17 protein-coding genes and 1 tRNA gene are annotated in these 20,004 nt (G+C 69.9%); 4 read left to right on the top strand and 14 right to left on the bottom strand.

Annotated features, from left to right (window positions below; all coding sequences use genetic code 11):
• Nucleotides 1–42 precede the first annotated feature (42 nt).
• Nucleotides 43–219, bottom strand: a complete 177-nt coding sequence (locus WMF44_RS17035) for a hypothetical protein (protein ID WP_437300163.1) — start codon at nucleotides 217–219, stop codon at nucleotides 43–45.
• A 90-nt stretch (nucleotides 220–309) separates the two neighbouring features.
• On the opposite strand from WMF44_RS17035, the gene WMF44_RS17040 reads away from it, so the two are divergent.
• Together WMF44_RS17040 and WMF44_RS17045 are read left to right on the top strand one after the other, a co-directional pair.
• Nucleotides 310–744: a DUF309 domain-containing protein gene (locus WMF44_RS17040; protein WP_437300164.1), complete on the top strand. Its 435-nt coding sequence runs from the start codon at nucleotides 310–312 to the stop codon at nucleotides 742–744.
• A gap of 208 nt (nucleotides 745–952) precedes the next feature.
• Complete coding sequence (locus WMF44_RS17045; RefSeq protein WP_272098384.1) at nucleotides 953–1,345, top strand: response regulator; 393 nt, start codon at nucleotides 953–955, stop codon at nucleotides 1,343–1,345.
• A 197-nt stretch (nucleotides 1,346–1,542) separates the two neighbouring features.
• On the opposite strand, the gene WMF44_RS17050 is transcribed toward WMF44_RS17045, so the two are convergent.
• Nucleotides 1,543–2,325 carry a hypothetical protein gene (locus tag WMF44_RS17050; protein WP_437300165.1) on the bottom strand — a complete coding sequence of 261 codons (783 nt, stop codon included), beginning with the start codon at nucleotides 2,323–2,325 and terminating at the stop codon, nucleotides 1,543–1,545.
• A 462-nt stretch (nucleotides 2,326–2,787) separates the two neighbouring features.
• Here WMF44_RS17050 and WMF44_RS17055 point away from each other — a divergent pair, with 462 nt between their 5' ends.
• Complete coding sequence (locus WMF44_RS17055; protein ID WP_437300166.1) at nucleotides 2,788–3,234, top strand: acyltransferase; 447 nt, start codon at nucleotides 2,788–2,790, stop codon at nucleotides 3,232–3,234.
• 84 nt (nucleotides 3,235–3,318) lie between these two features.
• Here the strand turns inward: WMF44_RS17055 and WMF44_RS17060 are convergent, their stop codons facing one another.
• Nucleotides 3,319–4,917 carry a L,D-transpeptidase gene (locus WMF44_RS17060; RefSeq protein ID WP_437300167.1) on the bottom strand — a complete coding sequence of 533 codons (1,599 nt, stop codon included), beginning with the start codon at nucleotides 4,915–4,917 and terminating at the stop codon, nucleotides 3,319–3,321.
• Between the two features lie 591 nt (nucleotides 4,918–5,508).
• Complete coding sequence (locus WMF44_RS17065) at nucleotides 5,509–6,264, bottom strand: S1 RNA-binding domain-containing protein (RefSeq protein ID WP_437300168.1); 756 nt, start codon at nucleotides 6,262–6,264, stop codon at nucleotides 5,509–5,511.
• Nucleotides 6,265–6,457: 193 nt separating this feature from the next.
• Here WMF44_RS17065 and WMF44_RS17070 point away from each other — a divergent pair.
• Nucleotides 6,458–6,533: transfer RNA gene (locus tag WMF44_RS17070), tRNA-Lys, on the top strand.
• Between the two features lie 691 nt (nucleotides 6,534–7,224).
• Here WMF44_RS17070 and asnB read toward each other — a convergent pair.
• The 10 genes from asnB to WMF44_RS17120 all read right to left on the bottom strand — a co-directional run bounded on the left by asnB (nucleotide 7,225) and on the right by WMF44_RS17120 (nucleotide 20,004).
• Entirely contained in the window at nucleotides 7,225–8,991 is a 1,767-nt protein-coding gene (gene asnB, locus WMF44_RS17075; protein WP_437300169.1) for an asparagine synthase (glutamine-hydrolyzing), read from the bottom strand.
• A 9-nt stretch (nucleotides 8,992–9,000) separates the two neighbouring features.
• Nucleotides 9,001–10,965 carry a glycosyltransferase gene (locus WMF44_RS17080; protein WP_437300170.1) on the bottom strand — a complete coding sequence of 655 codons (1,965 nt, stop codon included), beginning with the start codon at nucleotides 10,963–10,965 and terminating at the stop codon, nucleotides 9,001–9,003.
• Between the two features lie 10 nt (nucleotides 10,966–10,975).
• The gene (locus WMF44_RS17085; RefSeq protein WP_437300171.1) at nucleotides 10,976–12,793 is read right to left on the bottom strand and encodes a DUF692 domain-containing protein; all 1,818 of its coding nucleotides are present in this window, start codon (nucleotides 12,791–12,793) and stop codon (nucleotides 10,976–10,978) included.
• 52 nt (nucleotides 12,794–12,845) lie between these two features.
• Nucleotides 12,846–13,031: a hypothetical protein gene (locus WMF44_RS17090; RefSeq protein ID WP_437300172.1), complete on the bottom strand. Its 186-nt coding sequence runs from the start codon at nucleotides 13,029–13,031 to the stop codon at nucleotides 12,846–12,848.
• A 73-nt stretch (nucleotides 13,032–13,104) separates the two neighbouring features.
• Nucleotides 13,105–14,004 carry a class I SAM-dependent methyltransferase gene (locus tag WMF44_RS17095; protein WP_437300173.1) on the bottom strand — a complete coding sequence of 300 codons (900 nt, stop codon included), beginning with the start codon at nucleotides 14,002–14,004 and terminating at the stop codon, nucleotides 13,105–13,107.
• Between the two features lie 43 nt (nucleotides 14,005–14,047).
• Nucleotides 14,048–15,901 carry an NAD(P)/FAD-dependent oxidoreductase gene (locus WMF44_RS17100; RefSeq protein WP_437300174.1) on the bottom strand — a complete coding sequence of 618 codons (1,854 nt, stop codon included), beginning with the start codon at nucleotides 15,899–15,901 and terminating at the stop codon, nucleotides 14,048–14,050.
• 173 nt (nucleotides 15,902–16,074) lie between these two features.
• The gene (locus tag WMF44_RS17105) at nucleotides 16,075–17,217 is read right to left on the bottom strand and encodes an ABC transporter permease (protein ID WP_437300175.1); all 1,143 of its coding nucleotides are present in this window, start codon (nucleotides 17,215–17,217) and stop codon (nucleotides 16,075–16,077) included.
• Nucleotides 17,214–18,215, bottom strand: coding sequence for an ATP-binding cassette domain-containing protein (locus WMF44_RS17110; protein WP_437300176.1), 1,002 nt, complete (start codon nucleotides 18,213–18,215; stop codon nucleotides 17,214–17,216). Before WMF44_RS17110 ends, WMF44_RS17105 begins: the two co-directional genes overlap by 4 nt.
• A complete protein-coding gene (locus WMF44_RS17115) occupies nucleotides 18,212–19,393 on the bottom strand; it encodes an HlyD family secretion protein (protein ID WP_437300177.1) in 1,182 nt (393 codons plus the stop codon). Before WMF44_RS17115 ends, WMF44_RS17110 begins: the two co-directional genes overlap by 4 nt.
• On the bottom strand, nucleotides 19,390–20,004 hold the full coding sequence (locus tag WMF44_RS17120) for a TetR/AcrR family transcriptional regulator (RefSeq protein ID WP_437300178.1): 615 nt from the start codon (nucleotides 20,002–20,004) through the stop codon (nucleotides 19,390–19,392). The genes WMF44_RS17115 and WMF44_RS17120 overlap by 4 nt, the downstream gene beginning before the upstream one ends.

Here is a 20,004-nt window from a genome sequence, read left to right on the forward strand (position 1 = left end):
GGCCGGCGCGGGCGCGCGTGGCCTCGGCGCGGGCGAGCGGGATCAGCGCGGGCGGGCGGCGCGGGCGCGCGCGGCGTCGGCGTGCGCGGCGATGGCGCGCGCCTCGTCGGCCTCCACCTCCAGCCGCCGCCGCCGCCTGCGGCGGCGCAGGAGGAGGCCGATCGCGAAGGCCAGGAGGTGGAGCCCAGCAATCACCGCGACGAGGATCCACCGCTGCACGCGCCGAGCGTAGCACCGGAGCGCCGGAGCGCGGGCGTCCGGGGCGCGTGGTACGGTGGTACGCTCCGCTCCCCGCTGTCGCTTTGCGCCATGAGCTCCTCCACCGACGCCGCGCTCGAAGCGATCGTCCAACGCGGGCTGGAGGCTTACCGCGCGGGGCGGTTCTTCGAGGCGCACGAGCTGTGGGAGTCCGGGTGGCGAGGCGAGCCGGACCCGGTGAGGAAGACGTTTCTCCAGGGGCTCATCCTCGTCGCCGCGGCCATGCACAAGCTCACGAGGATGCGGAGCCCACCGGGGGCGTTGCGCCTGCTCGACAAGGCGCGCGCTCGGCTCGCAAGCACGCCGGATGGCATGGGCGGGCTGGCGATCCCGCTGCTCGTCGACGACATCACCCGCGCAGCAGGCGTGATCGAGCAGCTCGCGAGCGGAGAGAGAACCGAGATCGACGCCTCGCTTCTGCCCAGGATGGAGATCGCGGGTGATGTCGCGCCGCCCTCGCCGTCCGGGGCGCGTTCGCGGGCGTGAGCGTCTGACCCGAACGGGCTCCGCAGTCGATATTGCGCTCGTCGCGTGCGACATGGGACGCGGGCGTGACATCGTTTGCCTGAGTGGTGTTCGCGCATGGGAAGCGCCCGTGTGGGGGGATATCGTGGCAGACGGGTACTGTGGAACCGGAGTGGAGGGGACGGCGAGCGCCGAGCCTCGGGCCAAGCTGCAAACCGAAAGGAGCCGCGTGACACGGCGCAAGCAGATCCTGATCGTGGACGACGACCAGGAGATCCGGGAAATGCTCGAGATCACGCTGGAGGAGGAGGGCTATGACGTCCTCTCGGCGAGCGACGGCGAGGCCGCGCTCGCGCTGCTGGAGCGCAACCGGCCGAATCTCATCCTGCTCGACATGCGCATGCCGGTGATGGACGGTTGGGGGTTCGCCCGCGCGTACGCGTCGTGTCCTGGTCCGCGCGCGCCCATCCTCGTGATGACGGCCGCTGTGGACGCCGGCACCTGGGCCCGCGAGGTGGGCGCGTGCGCGTCGGTCGCAAAGCCGTTCGATCTGAACCGCCTGCTCGATTCGATCGCGGCGCACGCGGGGTGCCCGCCCGGCCCGAGCCCGGCCTCCGCCTGAGCGGGTCCGGGCCCGGCGCGGGCCCGGCGCGCCGCCTGAGCGGGGTCGTGCCGGGCGCGCGCCCGGCGCGTTGCCTGAACGAGTTATCTGAGCGGGGTCTCGCCGGGCGTGAGCCCGGCGCGCTGTCTGAGCGGGGGCATCGCCGGCATGGGCCCGACCCAGGCCGCCGTGGAGCCGCCGAGGGGCTCGGCGGCGGATCAGCCGCCCGTGGCGCGGCGCATCGCGCAGAGGAGGTCGCCGCGGCACGGGTCGGTGGGTGCGCGGCGGTCGGTCGTGTTCGGCGCCGTAGGGCCTGGCTTGGCGCGCGTCGGCGCGGCTGCGCCCGTGGCCCGTACACGCTTCTCCGGCGCGCGCTGCGAGGCGGCGACGCCGTCGGGCGTCAAGCCAGAGCTGTCGCGCTCGGCAGGAGGCGCGATCCGCGCGCGCTCGGCGGGCGCCTCGACGCGCGGCGCCTCGACGCGCGGCGCCTCGACGCGCGGGAACCGCGCCTCGACCGCGCGGGCGGCGGCGGCGAGGCCGGCGGCCGCGCGAGGGCCGGTGGCGGCGGCATCCGGGGCAGAGATGCCCGCCGTGAGGGCCGCGATCGCGGCTGCGCCTGCGAGCAGGACGGCGATCGAGCGGGCGCGCCACGCGTGCGCCGGCACGTCGAGCGCCGGCGCCTCGGGCACGGGTGCGGACGCGGGCGGCTCGCCGAACGGGAAGATCGGCAAGAGGTCGAGGACCTGGGGGCGGGCGCCCTCCTCGCCGGCCTTCAGCGCGGTGAGGTCGATCTGCCCCGAGGACACGTCGCGCTCCTCGCGCGCGGCGCGCGCCGCGGGCGGGGTCGTGACGGCGGCGTCCTCCGTGATAGCCGGCGTGTCCAGCGAGGGCGCGTCCAGCGAGGGCGCGTCCACCGAGAACGAGACCGATGTGTCTTCTCCGGGGCTGGTGGAGGCGGCTCGCGGTTCGTTCGTCCACTCCTCGTGCTGCGTGTACTTCATGGTTGCTCCCGCTTCAGCCGTATCGGTCGAGCGCTGGAGTCGCGCGCCTGCGCCGGCCGGTCGGCGTGTCCTTTCGAGATTTGGACATGCACACGCGCGCGTGCTTGGGCCCGGCGCACGCTGATCGGCGGCCGTCGCCGAGCGTCGCGAGTGATTCCGCCCCGCGCGCGCGCCGGCGTTCGCCGCGTTCGCCGTGTGCCTCGCGTCCGTCGCGCTCGCCGTGTTCGCCGCGACGCACGCGCCTGCTACCGAGGTCGGGGAGCACCTGAAGCGCGCCCGTCGGCGGCCTTCGCGATCTTGCGAGCGGGCACGTGACGCCCATACTCTGGCCGCTCGGATCGCCGAGGGCGTGCAGCCGGCGGGCCTCATGACCGCGTGCGCTCAGGGAAGTTGGTTGCGATCGGGGCGTTCCTCGTCGAACAGAAGTTCCCACGCAAACGCGAATCGTATACTTGAGGTGAGATGAAACCTACACGGCTCTTCACGGTTCTGGGGGCGCTGATGTTCCCCCTTGCAGTGGCTCTGGTCACCAGCGGGTGCCCCAAGAAGGAAGAGGACGACGTGCCGCCGGTGCCCTCGGCGCCCGTCGTGCCGACGCCGGCCCCGACGCCGACCCCCACGACGCAGATCATGCCCGAAGAGGACGCCGGGGCGGCTGCGGCGGACGCCGACGCGGCGGACGCGGACGCTGGAAAGAAGGTGGTCGGCACGGGCGATCCCAGCGGGATCCGCAAGTGCTGCGCGGCGCTGCGCCAGAACGCGAAGTCGGCCCCGCCCGAGCAGCAGGGCGGCTACCTCGCGGCCGCCTCGGCGTGCGACGGCCTGGCGAACTCGCCGCAGGGGCGGCAAGCGCTCTCGACCCTGCGCGGCCTCCTGGTCGGCGCGCAGATGCCGGCGTCCTGCCAGTAACGGGACGGACGGGAGGGTCAGCAGCGGGCGGGTGAGCAGGCCCCCCGCCCAGCTTGCCAGATGCACCTGGCGAGCTGGGCCGGGTCAGCCATGCACATAGACGAGCGTGCCGCCGCCCTCGGTGTTCATCGCTCCGTGCCACTCGGGCGGGACGGCGGGCTCGGTCCACTCGAAGAGCCAGGCCGCGTCGGCAGGGGCCAGGTTGATGCAGCCGTGGCTGCGCGCCTTGCCGAACTCGTCGTGCCAGTACGCGCCATGCAGCGCGTAACCGCCGTGGAAGTACTGGGTGTACGGCACGTCACGCAGATCGAACGCCGCCTCGGACGCCTCGTCATCGCCGTCCATCGTGGTCGAGACGTGCTTCGCGTGGATGTAGAACGAGCCACGGACGGTGGCGTCGGTCTCCTCGGGATCGGCCATGCCGCTGCGACCGCTGGAGATGAGCGCCGCGAACACGGGGCGCGTGCCCTCGTAAGCGACGAGCATCTGGCGGCGGATCGAGATGTCGATCCACTTCTTGCCGCCGCGCGCGAACCCCTGAGGGTCCTTGCGCAGCTCGGCGATGACGAGGTGGTCGGCGGCGAGCCATGAGCCCTCGGTCGTCTCGACCAGCCCCTTGGCGCCGCCGCGCGTGCGGCCGGTGAGCACCCACCCCGAGCGGTGCGGCGCGAGGCCCGCGTTGACGAGCGCGCGGCCCGACGCGGAGGGGCGCTGCCGCGTGGTGCCGTGGACGCGGACGAAGGCAGGGGCGCCCTTCAAGGCGGGATCGGGGCGGGGATCGGTGCCGGGCGGCGCGGGAGGCAGCTCGTCGGCGGGCAGCTCGGCGATGGAGAAGCTCGCGGAGTCGGCCGGTGGAGCGGCGGCGGGCGTCGGGGCGGCCGAGGGCGTGGGGGATGCTGACGACGCCGCGCCGGCCGGGGATGCCGTGTCGGAGGCGCTCGCGGGGACCTCGGCGCCCTCGGCGTCGAGATCCTTGATGATCACGCCGCGCATCGCGCTGAGGCGCGCGGGGCGGGTGCGATCGAGCGGGATGAGGTCGAGCTCGGTCGTGAGGCCGAAGCGGCGGTTGGTCCACTCGAAGGTCGTGATCAGGCCGAAGGCGGAGCTCTCCTTGGTGCGGCCCGTGTGCACCGAGTAGTGGAGCTTCTCCTCCGCGCCGTACGGCTTGGGGAGATCCCGGCCGGCGAGGAGGAACTCCGGCACGGGATCGAGCGGCAACGACGAGGGCGCGACAGCGGCGCGGGCGAGGTGGACGCCGAGCTTGGACCCCTCGACGCGGCGCTGATCCTCGACGGTCGGGAGCCGGAAGTACAGGTGCGGCGGGGGCGAGCCCGACATGACGTAGTGATAAGGTACCGGCGCACCCCGGCGCGGGCCGCGCACGGCGGCGGCGACCACCTGGTGCTCGAGCGCGAGCGACGCGCCCTTGCCCACGCAGACGTAACCGCGCGGCGCGATCCGGTACCAGCCGCCGGCACATCCGTCGGTGCCCGCCGGGAGCTCGGCCCGATCGACGACCGCACCGGCGCGCAGGTAACCGAGCTTCGTCGAGCGCTCGTCGGGAGCGACGTAGATCCAGGTGCGCATCGCGATGCTGGCGATCTTCGCGCCCCGGCCCGGGAGCGTGGCCTCCTTCGAGGACGGTGATGCGGCGGCCGGCGACGCGAGCGACGCGGGGGACACGGCGTCCGGCGCGGCGGATCCAGGAGAGGGGGCCAGCGGCTCGGCCGACGGGAGACCCGGGACGGCGAGGGCGGCACCGGTGGCGAGCGGGGCGGTTGCCTGAGCGGCGCCGGAGCGGTGATCGTCGGTGGCCCTGCCGGGCGGATCCTGGGACGGAGAGCAGGCCGTGACCGAAAGGACGAGCGGGGAGGCGCCGGCGAAGGCGACAGCGAGAGCGCCAGCGCGGAGCAGGGCGCCGGAGAGCGAGCGGGAGGGCGCCGTGGCGCGAGAGCCGACGCGGGGGCGCGCGCGCGTGCGCGGAGCGCGCTGCGGTGCGGGCAGCGACGCGGGGGCGGAGGCTCGAGCGAGGGAAGGCATCGACGCGAAGGCGGAGGCAGGGACACCCAGGCCCGAGGTGCGAAGGCGCGCGGGCCAGCGAGCCAGCGGGCGACGGGAAGCCGAAGCTGGAGCCGCGAGGGCTGAGCGGGCGAGGTGTAGGCTGAACCGAGGGGGAGATGCAATCTCCTGCCGGCGGCGTGAGGAGGGGGAGAGGAGAGGCGGGAGAGGGAGACGGGCGGGGGAGAGGGAGACCGGACGAGGGGGGACGAGGCGCTAGCGCTTGACCTTCTTCGCGAGCAGGTCACCCAGCGTGCCGAAGTTGCGAGGCGCAGGCTTGGCGCCCTTGTCGTTGCCGCCGCCGGAGCGCTCGCCCTTGGCGTACGACTCGAACTGGCCGCGCTCCTCGTCGACGCGGAGCGCGGAGATCGAGAGGCGGATCTTGCCGGACTCGTCCACGTTGAGGATCTTCGCCTCGACGTCCTGCCCCACCGTGAAGTGTTTCTTCAGGTCGGCGGAGCGAGGCGTCGCCGTCTCGGCCGTCGGGACGAGGCCGCGGCCCGAGCGGCCCGAGGTGCCCGCGATCTGGACGAAGACGCCGTAACGCTCGATGCCCGTCACCTTGCCCTTGACCCGCGCTCCCTCGACGAGCAGCGGCGCGCCGCCCGCGGCAGGCGCGGAGACCGCGAGGGACGTCCCGCCGTCGCCGTCGTCGCTCGCGCGCACGACGACCGGCGTGAGGCGCACCTGGCCGGTGCCCGAGTCGACGCCGGCGACCACGGCCGAGACGCGCGAGCCGACCGCAACACGGAGCTTGCCGTCGCCGTCGGCGAGCGCGACGCGCTCGAACATGCCCTCCTGCTTGCCGCCAAGATCCGCGAAGACCGCCTCGCGAGCGATCGCGACCACGGTCACCTCGACGGTCTCCCCCGTGTGGTACTGGCGGCGGCGCTGCTTGCCAGCTCCTTCGGACTGCTCGAAGAGCGAAGCGAACGATTCCTTGGAGGCGGCGGAAGGGCGTGACGACGACATGGCGCGACCTCATAGCGCGAGGCGAGGGCGCGAGGAAGGCGGCGGTGAGCGGGAAGCGAGGGGAGAGGCGGGAGGACGGGGAGGGAGGCGGAGAGCAGGGGCGGGGGCGGAGGGAGCGGAGAGCAGGGAGGCGGCGGGAACGGAAAGGTGGAACCTGCGAGGGGCTTCTGCTAGCTTCCGCGGCCGCTGGATCGGGTCGATAGCTCAGTCGGTAGAGCTGCGGACTTTTAATCCGTAGGTCCAGGGTTCGAGTCCCTGTCGACCCACCACAGCGAAATCGTTGAAGATTTCGCTCGCCGAGAAGAGCACATCAGCGAGTGCTCGGAGAGGCGTTATCGTCCTGTTACCGTCGCCTCCGAGCAGGCCGATCGTGGCTACGAGGTCCTCCCGGATGACGTGGCGTAGATCTGGGGGGTCGCCAGGTGCCGCCCGCAGAGCCGACCAGATGGTCGCTTGCACGTCCGCCGCCTCGATGCTGAGAACCTTTCCTTGATCATCTCGGCGTCGAGCTTCGTCGCCTCCTCGAACGTGACTCCGTCGAATGTCGAGCCGCGAACCTCGGAAGCCGCCGCGTCGTTGGGAGCTCCTCGTAGCCCAGAACTTTGCTCGGCTTCAGCTTGGTGACGGCCTTACCATCGACGTTTTGGCGGCCCAGCAACAGGCGCCCTTGCTCCCGCGACAGCAAGTCCGTCAACACGAGACGGCACAGGAAAAATCGACCGATGAGGTGTCGGGCCCGCGGGCTCTTTTGCGCGAGTAGGCGAACGAGGGCGCGCTCCGAGCGCCCCCACGATCCCTTTCTGTCCGAGGCGCACGCCATGGACACGCCGTCGTCGCTCCCCCGTTTCGGGGGCTCTCGAACCCGCCCAGGAAGGACCGTCGCCTCAAGGCGATGGGGCGCCAACCCCGCCGGAGGCCAGGCCCCAAAAATGAGGTTCCGCCGGCTGCCACGCTGCAGGATCAGGCCGAGGCCGCCGCGAGCATCTCGCGCAGCCCGGAGCGCTCCTCGTAGAGCGACTGCAGCTCGAACCCTGCCGGCACCTGCCCGCGGTGGCCCACGAAGAGCAGGACGAACAGATCGAAATGAAGCTGCGCCTCCACGCCGTGGAAGTAGCGCGCGAACGGGTGCGCGCGGCGCAGCTCCGCCGGGACCAGGCGCTCGGCGAAGGCGTGGTACGCCGGCATCACGCCGCGGGACGCCTCCCAGAAGGGCCGCTTCCGGCGGCCCAAGACGAGCCGCGCGACCTCCGGCGGCAGCACCCGGCGCGCGACCTCCCTCAGCAGCCGCTTCTGCTCGGCCCCGTCGAGCAGCGCCGGCCATCCGAGCTCGCGGCGCAGCCGCGAGAGGCCGTTGCACAGGTACGGCACGCGGATCTCCAGGCCCGCCGCCATGCTGAGGTGATCCCACCGCTCGAGGTGACCCACGCTGAGCTGGTTGCGCAAGTAGGCCTCGTATACGCGAGAGCGCCGCTCCTCCACGGTGGCGGCCTCGAGACCCGCCAGGAAGCGGTCGAGCGGCCCGCGCTCCGCGGCGGGCAGCGCGCCGCTGGCCGCCACGTGGTCAAGCCGGCCCTGGGCGAACCCACGCCAGCGGTCGGGCGCGACATGCACCAGGTACCCGGCAAACAGCTCGTCCGCCCCGTCCCCGCAGAGCACGGCCTTCACCTCCCGCCGTATCGCGGGGCAGACCGACTCGAGCAGCGAGTACCCCGTCGGGGCAGCCAGCGACGCAACCAGCGTCGGGAGCCCGGTCAGGCAGTCTCCCAAGCCGAGCAGCATGGTCCGGTGCGCGCTCCCGAGCGCGCGCGCCACCGCGGCCGCCGCGGCGGTTTCCTCGTCCTCCTCGGTCCCGATCGTCGCCGTGACCAGCCGCCGGCTATGGCGGGCCGCGAGCGCCGCGAGGATCGAGCTGTCGAGCCCGCCTGATAGCAGCACCCCGACAGGGTGATCGGCGACGCATTGCTGCCGGACAGACACGTCCAGGAGCTCGACGCAGCGGTCTACCACCGGCGAGACATCGATGTCCTCGCCCGCGCACGGTCCGTCCGCCGCCGGATCGGGCAGCGCATGGAGCAGCACGGTGGAGATGCGCCCCGACTCCGGATCGCGCCGGACCTCGATCACGTGGCCCGGCGGGCACCGCTTCATATCGCGGAACAGCGTCCGATCCTCGAGCGGATGGCCGAGGACGACCGTCTCGAGCAGCGCGGCGCGGTCGAGCGTGGTCGAGACCGCATCGAGCGCGAAGAGCGCGCGCGCCTCGGAAGCGAACACCACGAACCGCCCGTCCGGGGCCGTGTACGCGAACAGGGGCTTGATGCCGAACCGGTCGCGGGCCACGACGAGGCGATCGGGCTCGAGCACCGCGAAGGCGAACATGCCGTCGAACCGCTCGACGCACGCCGGACCCCAGTGATCGTAGGCGGCGAGCACCACCTCGGTGTCGCAGCGCGAGGCGAACTCGGCGCCTGCGCGCCGGAGCTCATCGCGGAGCTCCTCGTGGTTGTAGAGCTCCCCGTTGTAGGCGATGAGGCGTCCGGAGCGGGGGCTGCGGAGCGGCTGCGCTCCGCCCGCAAAATCCAGCAGGCTCAACCGGGTATGGCCGAGCCCTCCGGAGCCCTCGACGTGCACGGCGAAATCATCCGGGCCCCGGTGGCGCAGGCGGTCGGTGATCGCGACCAGCGCGGCGCGATCCGCGGAGCCGAACATGGCGACCACCCCGCACACGGCGACGCCCTAGGCCTCCGCCGCTGGAGGGAGCGCGGGAGCATCGAGGAAGAGGAGGACGCGGCTGCGGTACAGGCGCCGGAGCGCGCCGAGGACGGCCTTCTGGGCCTCCGCGGTCGCCTCCCTTGGTCCCCGCGCGGCGGCCTCGGCGGCACAGAGCTCCGCGACCGTGGCGCTGCCGTCGCAGCGATCGAGGAGCGCGCCCACGCGGTCGTTCACGAGGAAATAGTGGCCGAGGAAGTTCGCCTGCTTGTTGAACAGGACGACGGACGGGCCGCTTTGCCGGGTCGCCCTGGGCGAGACGTGCGACTCGGGCAGATGCTCGAACCGCACGACCTTGGCGCACGCGCTCCGGAGAGGACGGAGCACCAGGATGTCCGAGCGCTCACCACGCAGGACCAGGGCGTCGGCGTGCTCGCCGAAGGGGCGGGCGACCGGCTCTCCGTCGACGGGCCAGCCCATCCACAGGAGGTGCCGCGAGAAGGCGATCGCGTCCTCGCCGAGCGGCGAACCGGCGAGGGCGCGGGCCGCGGCCGAGAGCAACGCGTCCGCTTCGGCGCGGGCCGGCCGGGTCGCCGGCCGGCCCGCGAGGACCTCGGCGGCGAGCGCGGCGAACGGCTCGTCGCCGAGGACCTTGGGCAGCATCGGCAGCATCGTCCGTAGATCCGCGACCTGCTCGACGAGCTCCACGGGCGGCGGCGGCGCCACCGGCGCGGCGGCGCGCCGCCTCAGGACGTCGAGGAAGACCTGCTCGTAGGCCCTCCCCAGCTCCTCCGCCGACGCACGGCGGACCGAGACGGCTCCGCCCCGCCGGCCGATCGCCCGGGCGCCCTCGGCATCGGTGACGACGCGATCCAGCGCCGAGGCCAGGCGGTGCATGTCCTTGGGGTCGGGGACCAGGAGAAAGCTCTCCCCGTCCACCAGCTGGTCTTTCCAGGGTTGCTTCTCGAGGATCTCGCCCGAGAGCACGAGGCAGGTGCCGCACGCGAGCACCTCGCGCGGCACGGACGGCGCATGAAAGGAGATGGTAAAGTCACGTTCCAGGAAGCAGACCGCCGTGCAGGCCCGGATGAACTGCCCGACGCGCCAGTGCGGGATGAAGGGGAGGATCCAGGTGCAATCGGCGAGCCCCGCGTCCACGACCGCGCGGCGAAAGGGCTCGAGCTCCCGCCCCTGCGTGAGCGCCAGCAAGTTGAAGGCGCGGCCGCGCCGCTTGAGGGACGAGAGCGCCGCGACGAGGTCGAAGGAGCCCTTGAGCTCGCCGACCTTGCCGTAGATCCCGACGGTCGGCACCGCCGGATCGTACGGGCCGGGGCTGATCACCGCAGGCGAGAGCCGCTTCAGCGACGCGACGGTCGCATCGACGTCGAGCGGCGGCACGTGCGGGCCGAAGTGCTCGGCTGGCAGGTAGTACGGGGGCACGCTGTAGATCGCCTCGGCGGGCGCGCCCATGGCGAGCAAAGGGAACCGGTTGCCGCTGATGATCCCATCGGCGCGCCGGACGATCTCCGTGTAGGTCGGCGCGAGATCGGGCTGGAGCATCAGCCGGCCGAGATCGCTGCCGGCGTGCCGGAGAACGAGCGGCACGCCGGCCCAGGTCGCGGCCAGGTGACCGGCGACGCCGTTCGGCTCGAAGTAGTAGGCGAAGACGAGCTCGCAGCCGTGGCGCCGGATCACGTCGACGGCGCGTCCGGCGAGCTTCGACACGAACGGGTTCGCCTGCGGGATATGGGCGAGCTTGCGCGACATCGCCTCGGGCGGGTGGAGCTGGACGTGCCCGGGCCCGCCCTCCGGTTCGAGGCGCGCGCGGTCCTCCGGGTCCAGCTGAATGCGGTACTCGGGCTCGACCTCGTCCGCGTTCGACACGACGTGCACGTCGTGCCCGAGCTCGGCGAGCGCGCGGGCCATCCAGTAGCCTTGCGCGCTGACTCCCCCCTGGATGGGCGGGTATTTGATGAGCAAACAGAGCTTCACCGCGGGCGCCTCACATCTCGAGCGACGGCCGCACCACGAGCGCATTCCTCGCGACGAGCTGCCGCAGCATGTCGACCGTCTTGTCGGCGCCGGGAGGGCCGGCGAGCGAGCGGAAGCGCTCTCCGAGGCGCGCGATGATCTCGCGCGTCGTGCGCTCGCCGTCGCACAGCGCGATCAGCTGCTCGGTGAGCGCGTTGATCTCGAAGTAAAGCACGTTCCGCAGCCCCACCTGCTTGACGAACAGCACCGACGTCGGGTGCCGCGGCGGCGCGTCGAGCGGCTGATCCTCCATGATTGCCCGGATGACCCAGATGATCTGCGATGCGAAGCGACGCACGAACGCGTGCCGGCCGGCCGCAGGGTACCCGTCGAGGAGCCCGGCCGTCGAGAGCTCCTGGGCGGAGGCGCGGAGCGAATCGCAGCTGCGGGCCGACGCGACGGCATCCGGGTTCGTGGTGAGTTCGAGCAATGCCTGCTCGAACCGCGTAACGTCCTCTACGAGCTCGCTTTCGATCCCGCCCTCCTGCACGAGCTCAAGCGCGACCTCCTGGACCCAGTAGGCGTCGCGGATCGTGCGGCTCGCGTGCTCGGGCGACTCGACGGGCGGGCGGCGGCGCGAGAACTCGCGCTGCACGTGCGCGATCGCGCCGAGGCGCTCGAGCAGCCTGCACAGCGCGGGAGACAGGCGGCTGATCAGCCGGAAACGCTTCGACTCGAGCTGGTGGGCGAACGCCCCCAGCCCGTCCGGGCCCGGGTGGCACAGCGCCTCGACGGCGTCCTCGGGGAGCCCCAGCTCTCGCGCGACGTCGTGGGGGTGCGCGAGGAACCGCGCGCGGAGCTGCGGCTCGACGAGCAGCCGGGCGAACGCTACCTGGAATGCGATCCGATCCGCGGCGCCGGGCGAGCCCACGAGGAGATCGCCCTGATCGAGCGAACGCCCGATCTCGGGCGTATGCCGCGCCGGGGCGGCCCCCCGGCCCGCGGCCGCGCCCGTGTCGCTGGCGCGCGAGAAGATCTCCCGCGCGTGGCGGAGGTCCTTCACGATCTCCTCCGGATCTGACGGGAAATTCTGGTCGCGTTCGAGCAGCACACCCTTGAGCGCGCCGCAGCTCACCACCCGCTCGAGCAGCGCCCAGACCTCGGGGTGCACATCGACGGGCTGGCTGTGGGTGTCGACCCAGCGGCCCCCGTGCCGCTCCCCGCCGGCGAGGTGCACCTGCACCACGCGCTCGAGCGGGAGCCGGCGGAGGTAGTCGTACGGGTCGTATCCGTGGTTGGTCGCGTTGATGTAGAGGTTCGTGAGATCGAGGAGCACCCCGCAGTCGGCGCGCTCGACCACCTCGGAGACGAAGGCGACCTCCGACATCTCGCCGGGCAGCACGAAGGAATAGGCGATGTTCTCGAGCAGGAGCGGGACGCCGAGGATCTGCTGGATGGCCTTGGCTTTGTCGGCCACCCGGCGCGCCACCGCGCGGGTGAAGGGCAGCGGCGTGAGGTGCCCGAGCTGGATCCCTCCAGCCTGGGTCATGCACAGGTGGTCGCTGTAGTAGGGCGCGCGCACCAGGCGGATCAACTCCGCCGCTTCGCGGCTGTAGCGCGGGTCGAGCGGCTCGTCGGTGCCGAGCGACAGATCGAGGCCGTGCGGGACGAGCCGGTGCTCGTCACGGAACGAATGGATCCAGTCCGCGCTCTCAGGGAACGAGCTGAAATACCGATCCGCGACCAGCTCGTACCAGTCGATCTCGCGGGCGTGAGCGTCGAAGAACGAGCGGAGCTCGTTGCGGTAGCCGATGCCGATTCCGAGCGTTGGGATCTCGCGGAGGGTCACGGACCAGGAGGGGTGAGCTTTGGAGGGTACCCGCAGAGGCCGTCGGTCGGGTTTACGAGCCGCAGAAGCACCCCGAGCCGCAGAAGCAGCTCAGACAGCTCGGGAGGCTCCGGTCAGGGAGGATCTCGTTCTGGTAGTTGGTGCCGCAGTCGACGAGCTTGAGCTCGAAGCTCTCGTCCTGCTGCATCTCGTCTCGAGGGCCCTCGACGATCTCGGACTTCTCGACGTTCACCTGCATGGACCACCTCCTGGTTACGCCAGGATGGCATCGAAGCATCTTGTTCCCATGCCCGTCAAGGCACGGCTGCGTGTCAAGGATTGCGACCTGGGTATTCATTTCCTCCCGTGGCGTGTTTCTTCACGGCGAGGCAATTGAGCCAGGTCGCGGTGGTCTCCTCGGCGCCCGGGCGCCATCGAGCGTAAGCCGCGCGGAGGACCGCCTCGCTATCGACCGCGGACATCGTGGGTAGGACATTGGTGCGGAACACGGGAACGAGATACCAGTCGAGCGCGGCCTCGGGGGAGATCTGGATCGCGGCGAGCGTGCGCGCCACGATTTCGAGTCCGGCGTGGTCGAGCGCGGCAAAGAATCCGTGCTCGAATGCCGGGTTCGATCCCGCGATGCGCGCGCTGCCCCTCGGCGGCGGGGAGTAGCCGAAGCGGAGCCGGGCCTCGTCGAGCATCGCGCGCTCGAGCGACGACTCGAACCTGACCTTCGGCGGCGCGACGCCCTCGGCGGCGGCTGCCGCGCGTACGGCTTCGGGGGCGAACGGCGCCGGGAAGTTGAAGGCGAAGCGCCCTCCCGCGCCGAGCAACGAAGAGACAGCCGGGATCGCGGCCGGTTTGAGCTGCCAGACCGCGGCGTTGCACACCACGCCATCGACGCGCGGCGCGACGATCGTCGCGACCTCCTCGGCCAGGGCCTCGACGAAGCTGGCGCGCGGGTCGGTGATCCGGCTGCGCGCGAGCGCGAGCTGGCTCGCCGAGGCGTCGAGCGCAATCACCCGCGCGTGCGGTGCCGCCTCGAGCACGACCTCGGTCGTAACGCCGGTGCCGCAGCAGAGATCCACGATGGTTCGCGCGGCTCCGAGATCGGACAGGGCGACGAGCGCGCGGCTCGTCACCTGGTACATCGGGTGGGCGGCGACATAACGGTCATACTGCTCCGCATTGCCGGGCGTGTTCCAGTCGACTCGGCGCGTAGCGGTCATCGGACGGGCTCCTTCCGCCGCGCGCAGCGCAGCGGGCTGGCCGTCAGGTTCCGGGAGAGGCGGGGCACTCGCTCGATCTCGCGTCCATGCCCTGCGGCGCATTCTGTGTTGTTCCGGAAGCTTGCGCCGATGCCTCGCCCTTGACGAGCCCGAGCGCTACGAGCGCCTTGAGCGCGCTCGTCGAGAGTCCATCATAGACGTACATGTTCATGAACACCCAGGCCATGAGCAGGGGCGCGGCGTGAAGCACCGCCGGGTCCGCTTCCTCGCCCGTGATCGACAGCGCCTTCGGCAGCCCGTTGAGCGCGCTCGGCGAGATGTCGGCGAAGCCGTCTGGCTTCAGGAACGGGAGCTTCCAGAACTGGAGCAGGCCGCCGGGCGTGCGCACGATCGAGCGCAGCCCGGACACCTTCAGCCCGTGCGCCAGCCGCCACTGCGCTCTCTCCGCGAGCTTCTCCTGCCACCGGTGCTGCAGCTTGCGGATCGTCTCCGGCGAGACAAAGGGGTTCTTCGAGAAGAACAGGCTCTTGCTCAAGCTCTCCCGGAGCGCCTTGTGGCGCGGCGTCTCGCCGGCGGTCGCGCCTCCCGTCTCGACGAGCCACTTGCACAGCTTGTAACGCGCGCTGCCCGCGCCGCTGAACATCACCGTGTCGAGGAGATGAGACAGCAGGAAGAAGCGAGGATCCATGATCGCGGCCGTGTATTTGAATTTCACGATATTCCGCATCATGTGCCAATCCTGCTTCGTGTACCGGTTCACTCGTTCGATGTAATCACGATCCAGGTGGCCGTCACGCAGGTCCTTCTCCACGATGTTCGCGATGTGCCACGAGGTGACGAGCGCCAGCGAGACGCCCTGGCTGTAATATGCATCGATGACCGAGGCCGCGTCGCCCGCGATGCCGTATCGCTCGTTGCTCACGTAGGTGTCGGTGCAGTGCTGGCAGTTCTTGAAGACGTTGAACTCCAGCACGTTGTCTTCTCGCAGCATGTCATCGAATAACCGATAACGCCGGATGACGTTCCAGAACTTCTCCTTGTAGTTGTTTCCCGGCGGCGCGCGCTTCTGATCGTAGCTAACCCCGATGCTGATGCGCTCCTCATTGAGTCGAATGACCCAGATCCAGTAGCCGTCTCCCCAGAGGTGGAGCGTGCTGAGATCGCGGGAGGTCACCGCGCCGTCGCCAAACACGTACCGCCAGTTCTCGCCGAACATCTCGTCCTTGATGCCCGAGAACTGGGCCCAGACCGCGCTGTTCCGGAACCCGTCGTTGAACTCCACGTCCTCCGCGGCGTGGCCCAGCCGCTTGGCGAGGAAACGCGCGCGGCCGGAGCAATCGATGATCCATTTCGCTCGGACGGTGCCGGAGCGCTGGGTTGCGCGGCACTGCCAGACGAGCTCGTGGATACCTCCGTCGCGCCCCAGATGGACATCCTTGACGCGCGCAGTGTCGAGGAATGTCACGTTCGGATGCGCGCGAGCGAGCTCCTGCATCCGATCCTCGGCCTCCGGGCGAACGATCTGCGCGTCGTCGATCATTCCCTTCAGCATTCTGCCGTCGATGTAGGCGTCCCGCATCGCCGCGGGAATGCTGCTCTGAACCGACCACTCGGGCTTGTCCTCGAAGCTCGTGGTCCCCTCCATTCCATAGGTAAACCACACGCCGTGCTTCGGGAAGGAGGTGTCGATGAAGTCGTCCAGCTCCGAGATGTTTCGGAGGAACATGTTGCTGAAGATCAGGAGTGATTCGCCTACCTTGAAACTCCGCTTCTGATCTCGAACGCTGTCGACCAGCGTGACCTTGAAGCCGCGCTTTGCGAGCTGAATCGCGCTGTGTAGGCCGACGATGCCCGCGCCGATGATCACGACGTCGGCTTGCGATGAGCGCTCTTCCATACTGTTCATTCTCTCTGGTTAGAGTTGACGCTCCGACGAGTGAAGGGCCGAAGCTTCGATGTAAAATCGAGCCCGCCGCGAGGTGTGCGGGGACACGAGACGCCCCGGGCGCCTCGTGGAGTTGGCCGCCATGGTGGGGTAGCGCCGCGCCTCGCGGGAGGCGGCTGGTAGGATTAGAGGATGAGGTTCCGGAAACGCCGCACGCTACCCCAGACGAGCACGACGCACATGGCGACGAGCGCGAGGACGTTCGAAAGGAGATCGAGGGGCCCGGCGTCGCGGAGCACGACGCCCCTCATCACCTCGATCATATGCGTAGCCGGCAGCAAGCGACCCAGGACATACAATGCGAGCGGCAGCCCTGCCACGGGGAAGAGATACCCGGTCAAGAAGAACGATGGCAATGTGAACAGCTGCGCCATCTGCTGAGCTTCAGGCTGCGTCTGGGCGCGCGTCGATATAAAGAGGCCGATCGAGAGACATGCGAACAGGAAGATGGTGCTGATGACGAAGAGGAACAGCAAATTCCCGTGGATGGGCACGCCGAACCCAAACCGCATGATGAAGAGAAGGAGCAGATTCTCGGCCACCCCGACGATCAGGTAGGGGGCGAGCTTGCCCAGCATGAGGCCCAGCGGATGCACCGGTGTGACCAGGAGCTGCTCGAGCGTGCCCCGCTCGCGTTCACGGACGATGGCCAGCGCCGTCATCACCATGCCGATCGTCTGGATCACGAACGCGATGAGGCCAGGGATGATGTAGTTCGCAGTCCTGCCGTCAGGGTTGAACAGCATGATAGGTTGCACAGAGAGCCCGAAACCCTGCTCTCCCTTAGGCGCCTGGCTACGGATCTCTTCCAGGGTAACATGCGCGGCGAGGCCGGTGACGCTGGCGAGCGCCTGCGAGCTGGCGCTCGAGTCCGATCCGTCGATAAGGACGAGGATCTTCGCCTGCTTCCCCCGAACTCGACTGTCCTGGAAGTCGGGAGGGATGACGATCCCGACCCTCGCCCGGCCCGAGATGATCTCCTCCCGCGCCTCCTTCGGGCTTGTCGTGACGCGGGTGATCTCGAGCGTGTCCGTCGCGCGGAGCCGGTCCATGAGGTCGCGACTGGACCGAGAGAAGTCCTGATCGACCACGACGGTGGGCAAGTTCCGCACTGTCTGATCGATGAAGCCAAGGAGCACGAGCTGAAGGATGGGGATGGCGAGCGCGATGCGCAGCGCCATGGGATCGCGGCGGATGTGCAGGAACTCCTTCACGCAGATCGCGACGAAGGAGGTCCAGATCCTCCGGGCCTCGTTCGCGCCGGTCACGACTGTCCCCCGGCTCGGGCGGGCACCGGCGAAGGCGCGGCTGAGCTAGCCTGCCCGGCGGCGTGCTCTGTGAGTGTCACGAAGACGTCCTCCAGCGAAGGCGCGATCTCTCGCACAGCCGGGGCGCCGAAGCCCCCCTGTCCCAGCACGTCGCGCAGCACGTCATCGGCCAGGCGCTCCTCGATGATCGCATGCACCGATTGTCCGAAGATCGTGGCCGCTCGACAGAAGGGCTGCCGCTGGAGCCAGTCCAGCATCCGCGCCGGCTGCCCGGTCTCAATCTCGACCCGACGCTGTCCTGGCTTGTTCACCACGGGCAGCGCCTTCAGGTCGTTGGGCGTACCGCTCACCATCATCCTGGAGAGGTACAGGTACCCGACCTCGCCGCAGCGCTCCGCCTCGTCCATGTAGTGCGTCGTCACGAGCAGCGTCATGCCCTGCGCCGCGAGCTTGAACAGCAGATCCCACAGCTCGCGACGCGCGACGGGATCGATGCCTGCCGTGGGCTCATCGAGGAACATGACCTGCGGTTCGTGGAGCAGCGCGCTACCCAGCGCGAGGCGCTGCTTCCAGCCGCCAGACAGCAGGCCAGCCCGGCGATCGACGTAGGGCTCGATGTGGGTGAGCGCGATCGCCGCGTCGCAGCGTTGCCGCAGCCGCGCACCGCTGAGGCCGTAGATACGCGCGTAGAAATCGAGATTCTCGCGGACCGTCAGATCCTCGTACAGGGAGAATTTCTGACTCATGTAGCCGATGCGCGTCCGGATTTCCTGCCCATGGCGCGCCACGTCGAGCCCGAGGACGCTCGCCGTCCCGGCCGTCGGGATGAGGAGCCCGCACAGAATGCGGATCAACGTCGACTTCCCGGAGCCGTTCGGCCCGAGCAGACCGTAGATCGTGCCCTGGTAGACCTCCAGGTCCACGCGATCGAGCGCGGTGAAGCTGCCGAATTTTCGCGTCACCTGCCGCGCACTGAGGACGGGTGCACCGGTTCTCATGGCCTGGGCACCTTGGTCAGGGCGCTCATGCCGGCGCGCAGGAGCTCCCGATTCTCGGTGATGTCGATTCGCGTGGCGAACACCTGGTTGGCGCGCTCGTCTGCCGTCTGGAGGTTGCGCGGCGAAAATTCGCCGACGCTGCTGATGTGCCGTACGACACCTTGGAAGGAGCGATCGCCGAACGTATCCACCGTGATCGGAACGGCATCACCGACGCGAACAAGCCCGAGCTGGGTCTCGGGTACATAGATGCGCACGTAGAGGGCGTCATCTTCGACCAATGTGGCTGCTGTCGCGTTCGGGTGGAGAATGTCGCCGGGTCGGAGGTCGAGCGCGTCGAGCCTCGCAGCGACGGGGGCTCGTACGGTGAGCTCATCCATCTGCGCGCGGATCGCGTCGAGCCGGCCTTGCGCGATCTTCACCGCGGCCTCGGCCGCCCGCAGGTCCTCGACGCGCGTGCCCGCAGAGACCAGCTTGGCGCTCGCCTGCGCCTCCATCGCGAGTGCCTCGGCGTGCCGAATCCGCTCGCGCCTCGTGCCGTTGACGAGCTCGTCGAGGGCGTGCTTCTGTGCGTCGCGCTGGGCCTGGAGCTGCTTGAGATCGCTCTCGGCGGCCTCCGCCTCCATCCGCGAGATCGCGCCGCTCGCCACGAGCCCCTTGTAGCGTTCGGCGTCGCGCTGGATCTTCTCGAGCGCCGCCTCGGCGGCTGAGAGCCGCGCCTCGGCTGCCGCGATCTCTTCGCTCCGCGCGCCGCGCTTGTTTTCCTCCAGTGTCGCGGCCGCAGCCGCGGCGCGCGCCTTGGCCTGCATGATTTCCTCGGGTCTCGCCCCCTTCACGAGCTTGTCGCGCTCCGACTCGGCCTGCGCGAGCTGTCCTTCAGCGACCGTCAGCTGCGCCTCGAGATCGCCCGGCTCGAGCACGAGGATCGGCTGGCCGGCCTCGACCCGATCGCCCTCGCGAGCGAGCACCTGCTTGACACGCCCGCCGGTGCGCGAGCCGATCGCGATCGAGCGGGCCTCCACCGTGCCGCTCCACTCGTACGGCTTGCGCGCCTGTTTGTGCGCGTAGGCCACGTAACCGCCGCACCCTAGCAGCAGCAGGAAGACGGCGAGCAGACGACGCCAGTTGATTCGACGGTGAGCTACGGGGTGGCCATAAGCGGTGGCGTCCACGGTCACGGGCTACCTCCCTTCTTCTCGCGAGGCGTCAGATATTCGGCAAAATGGTTCAGGAACGTCATCCATCTCCGCTGGAACATCTCGTCATCCGGAGATGTGCCGGTTACGATTCGCGTCACCTGCGGGAAGGCGGTCGGCATGATGCTGAGCCCGATCATCATGAGCAGCAGCGGTTCGGTTTCGAGCTCGCGCGGCAGCAACCCCTTCTCCTGACGCGCGCGCAGCGCCTTGCAAATCGCCTTGATTCGAAGCCTGCGCTCGGGCTCGCCGACGACCTCGCCGTCGCCGCTGTCGAGCGCTTCCCATTGCATCAAGCGTACCCAGGTTACATCGTTGCGCGCGATATCGTACCAGAATGGGAGCCCCTGCCTCGGGTCGTCCGGGTCGTTCCACCGCAACTCGTCCTTTTCGGCCAACTTGCGTCGCACGATCTCGCGGTAGAGGCCCTTTTTGCTCCCGAAGTAATGATACAGCATCCGCTTATTGATGCAGGCCCGGCGCGCGATGACGTCAACGCGCGCGCCTGAGAAGCCGTGCAACGAGAACTCTTCCAGTGCGGTCGAAAGGATCCTGTCGCACGTGCGCTCCGCGTTTCGTACAGATGCAGACAT

Source organism: Sorangium sp. So ce426 (assembly GCF_051475585.1).
GTDB lineage: Bacteria > Myxococcota_A > Polyangia > Polyangiales > Polyangiaceae > Sorangium > Sorangium cellulosum_B.

What these genes read in the sequence shown, in the direction of transcription:
- WMF44_RS17120 (WP_437300178.1), bottom strand. Translation starts at nt 20,004, where the DNA reads ATGTCTGCATCTGTACGAAACGCGGAGCGCACGTGCGACAGGATCCTT.
- WMF44_RS17095 (WP_437300173.1), bottom strand. Translation starts at nt 14,004, where the DNA reads ATGACCGCTACGCGCCGAGTCGACTGGAACACGCCCGGCAATGCGGAG.
- WMF44_RS17040 (WP_437300164.1), top strand. Translation starts at nt 310, where the DNA reads ATGAGCTCCTCCACCGACGCCGCGCTCGAAGCGATCGTCCAACGCGGG.
- WMF44_RS17100 (WP_437300174.1), bottom strand. Translation starts at nt 15,901, where the DNA reads ATGGAAGAGCGCTCATCGCAAGCCGACGTCGTGATCATCGGCGCGGGC.
- WMF44_RS17050 (WP_437300165.1), bottom strand. Translation starts at nt 2,325, where the DNA reads ATGAAGTACACGCAGCACGAGGAGTGGACGAACGAACCGCGAGCCGCC.
- WMF44_RS17055 (WP_437300166.1), top strand. Translation starts at nt 2,788, where the DNA reads ATGAAACCTACACGGCTCTTCACGGTTCTGGGGGCGCTGATGTTCCCC.
- WMF44_RS17090 (WP_437300172.1), bottom strand. Translation starts at nt 13,031, where the DNA reads ATGCAGGTGAACGTCGAGAAGTCCGAGATCGTCGAGGGCCCTCGAGAC.
- WMF44_RS17110 (WP_437300176.1), bottom strand. Translation starts at nt 18,215, where the DNA reads ATGAGAACCGGTGCACCCGTCCTCAGTGCGCGGCAGGTGACGCGAAAA.
- WMF44_RS17065 (WP_437300168.1), bottom strand. Translation starts at nt 6,264, where the DNA reads ATGTCGTCGTCACGCCCTTCCGCCGCCTCCAAGGAATCGTTCGCTTCG.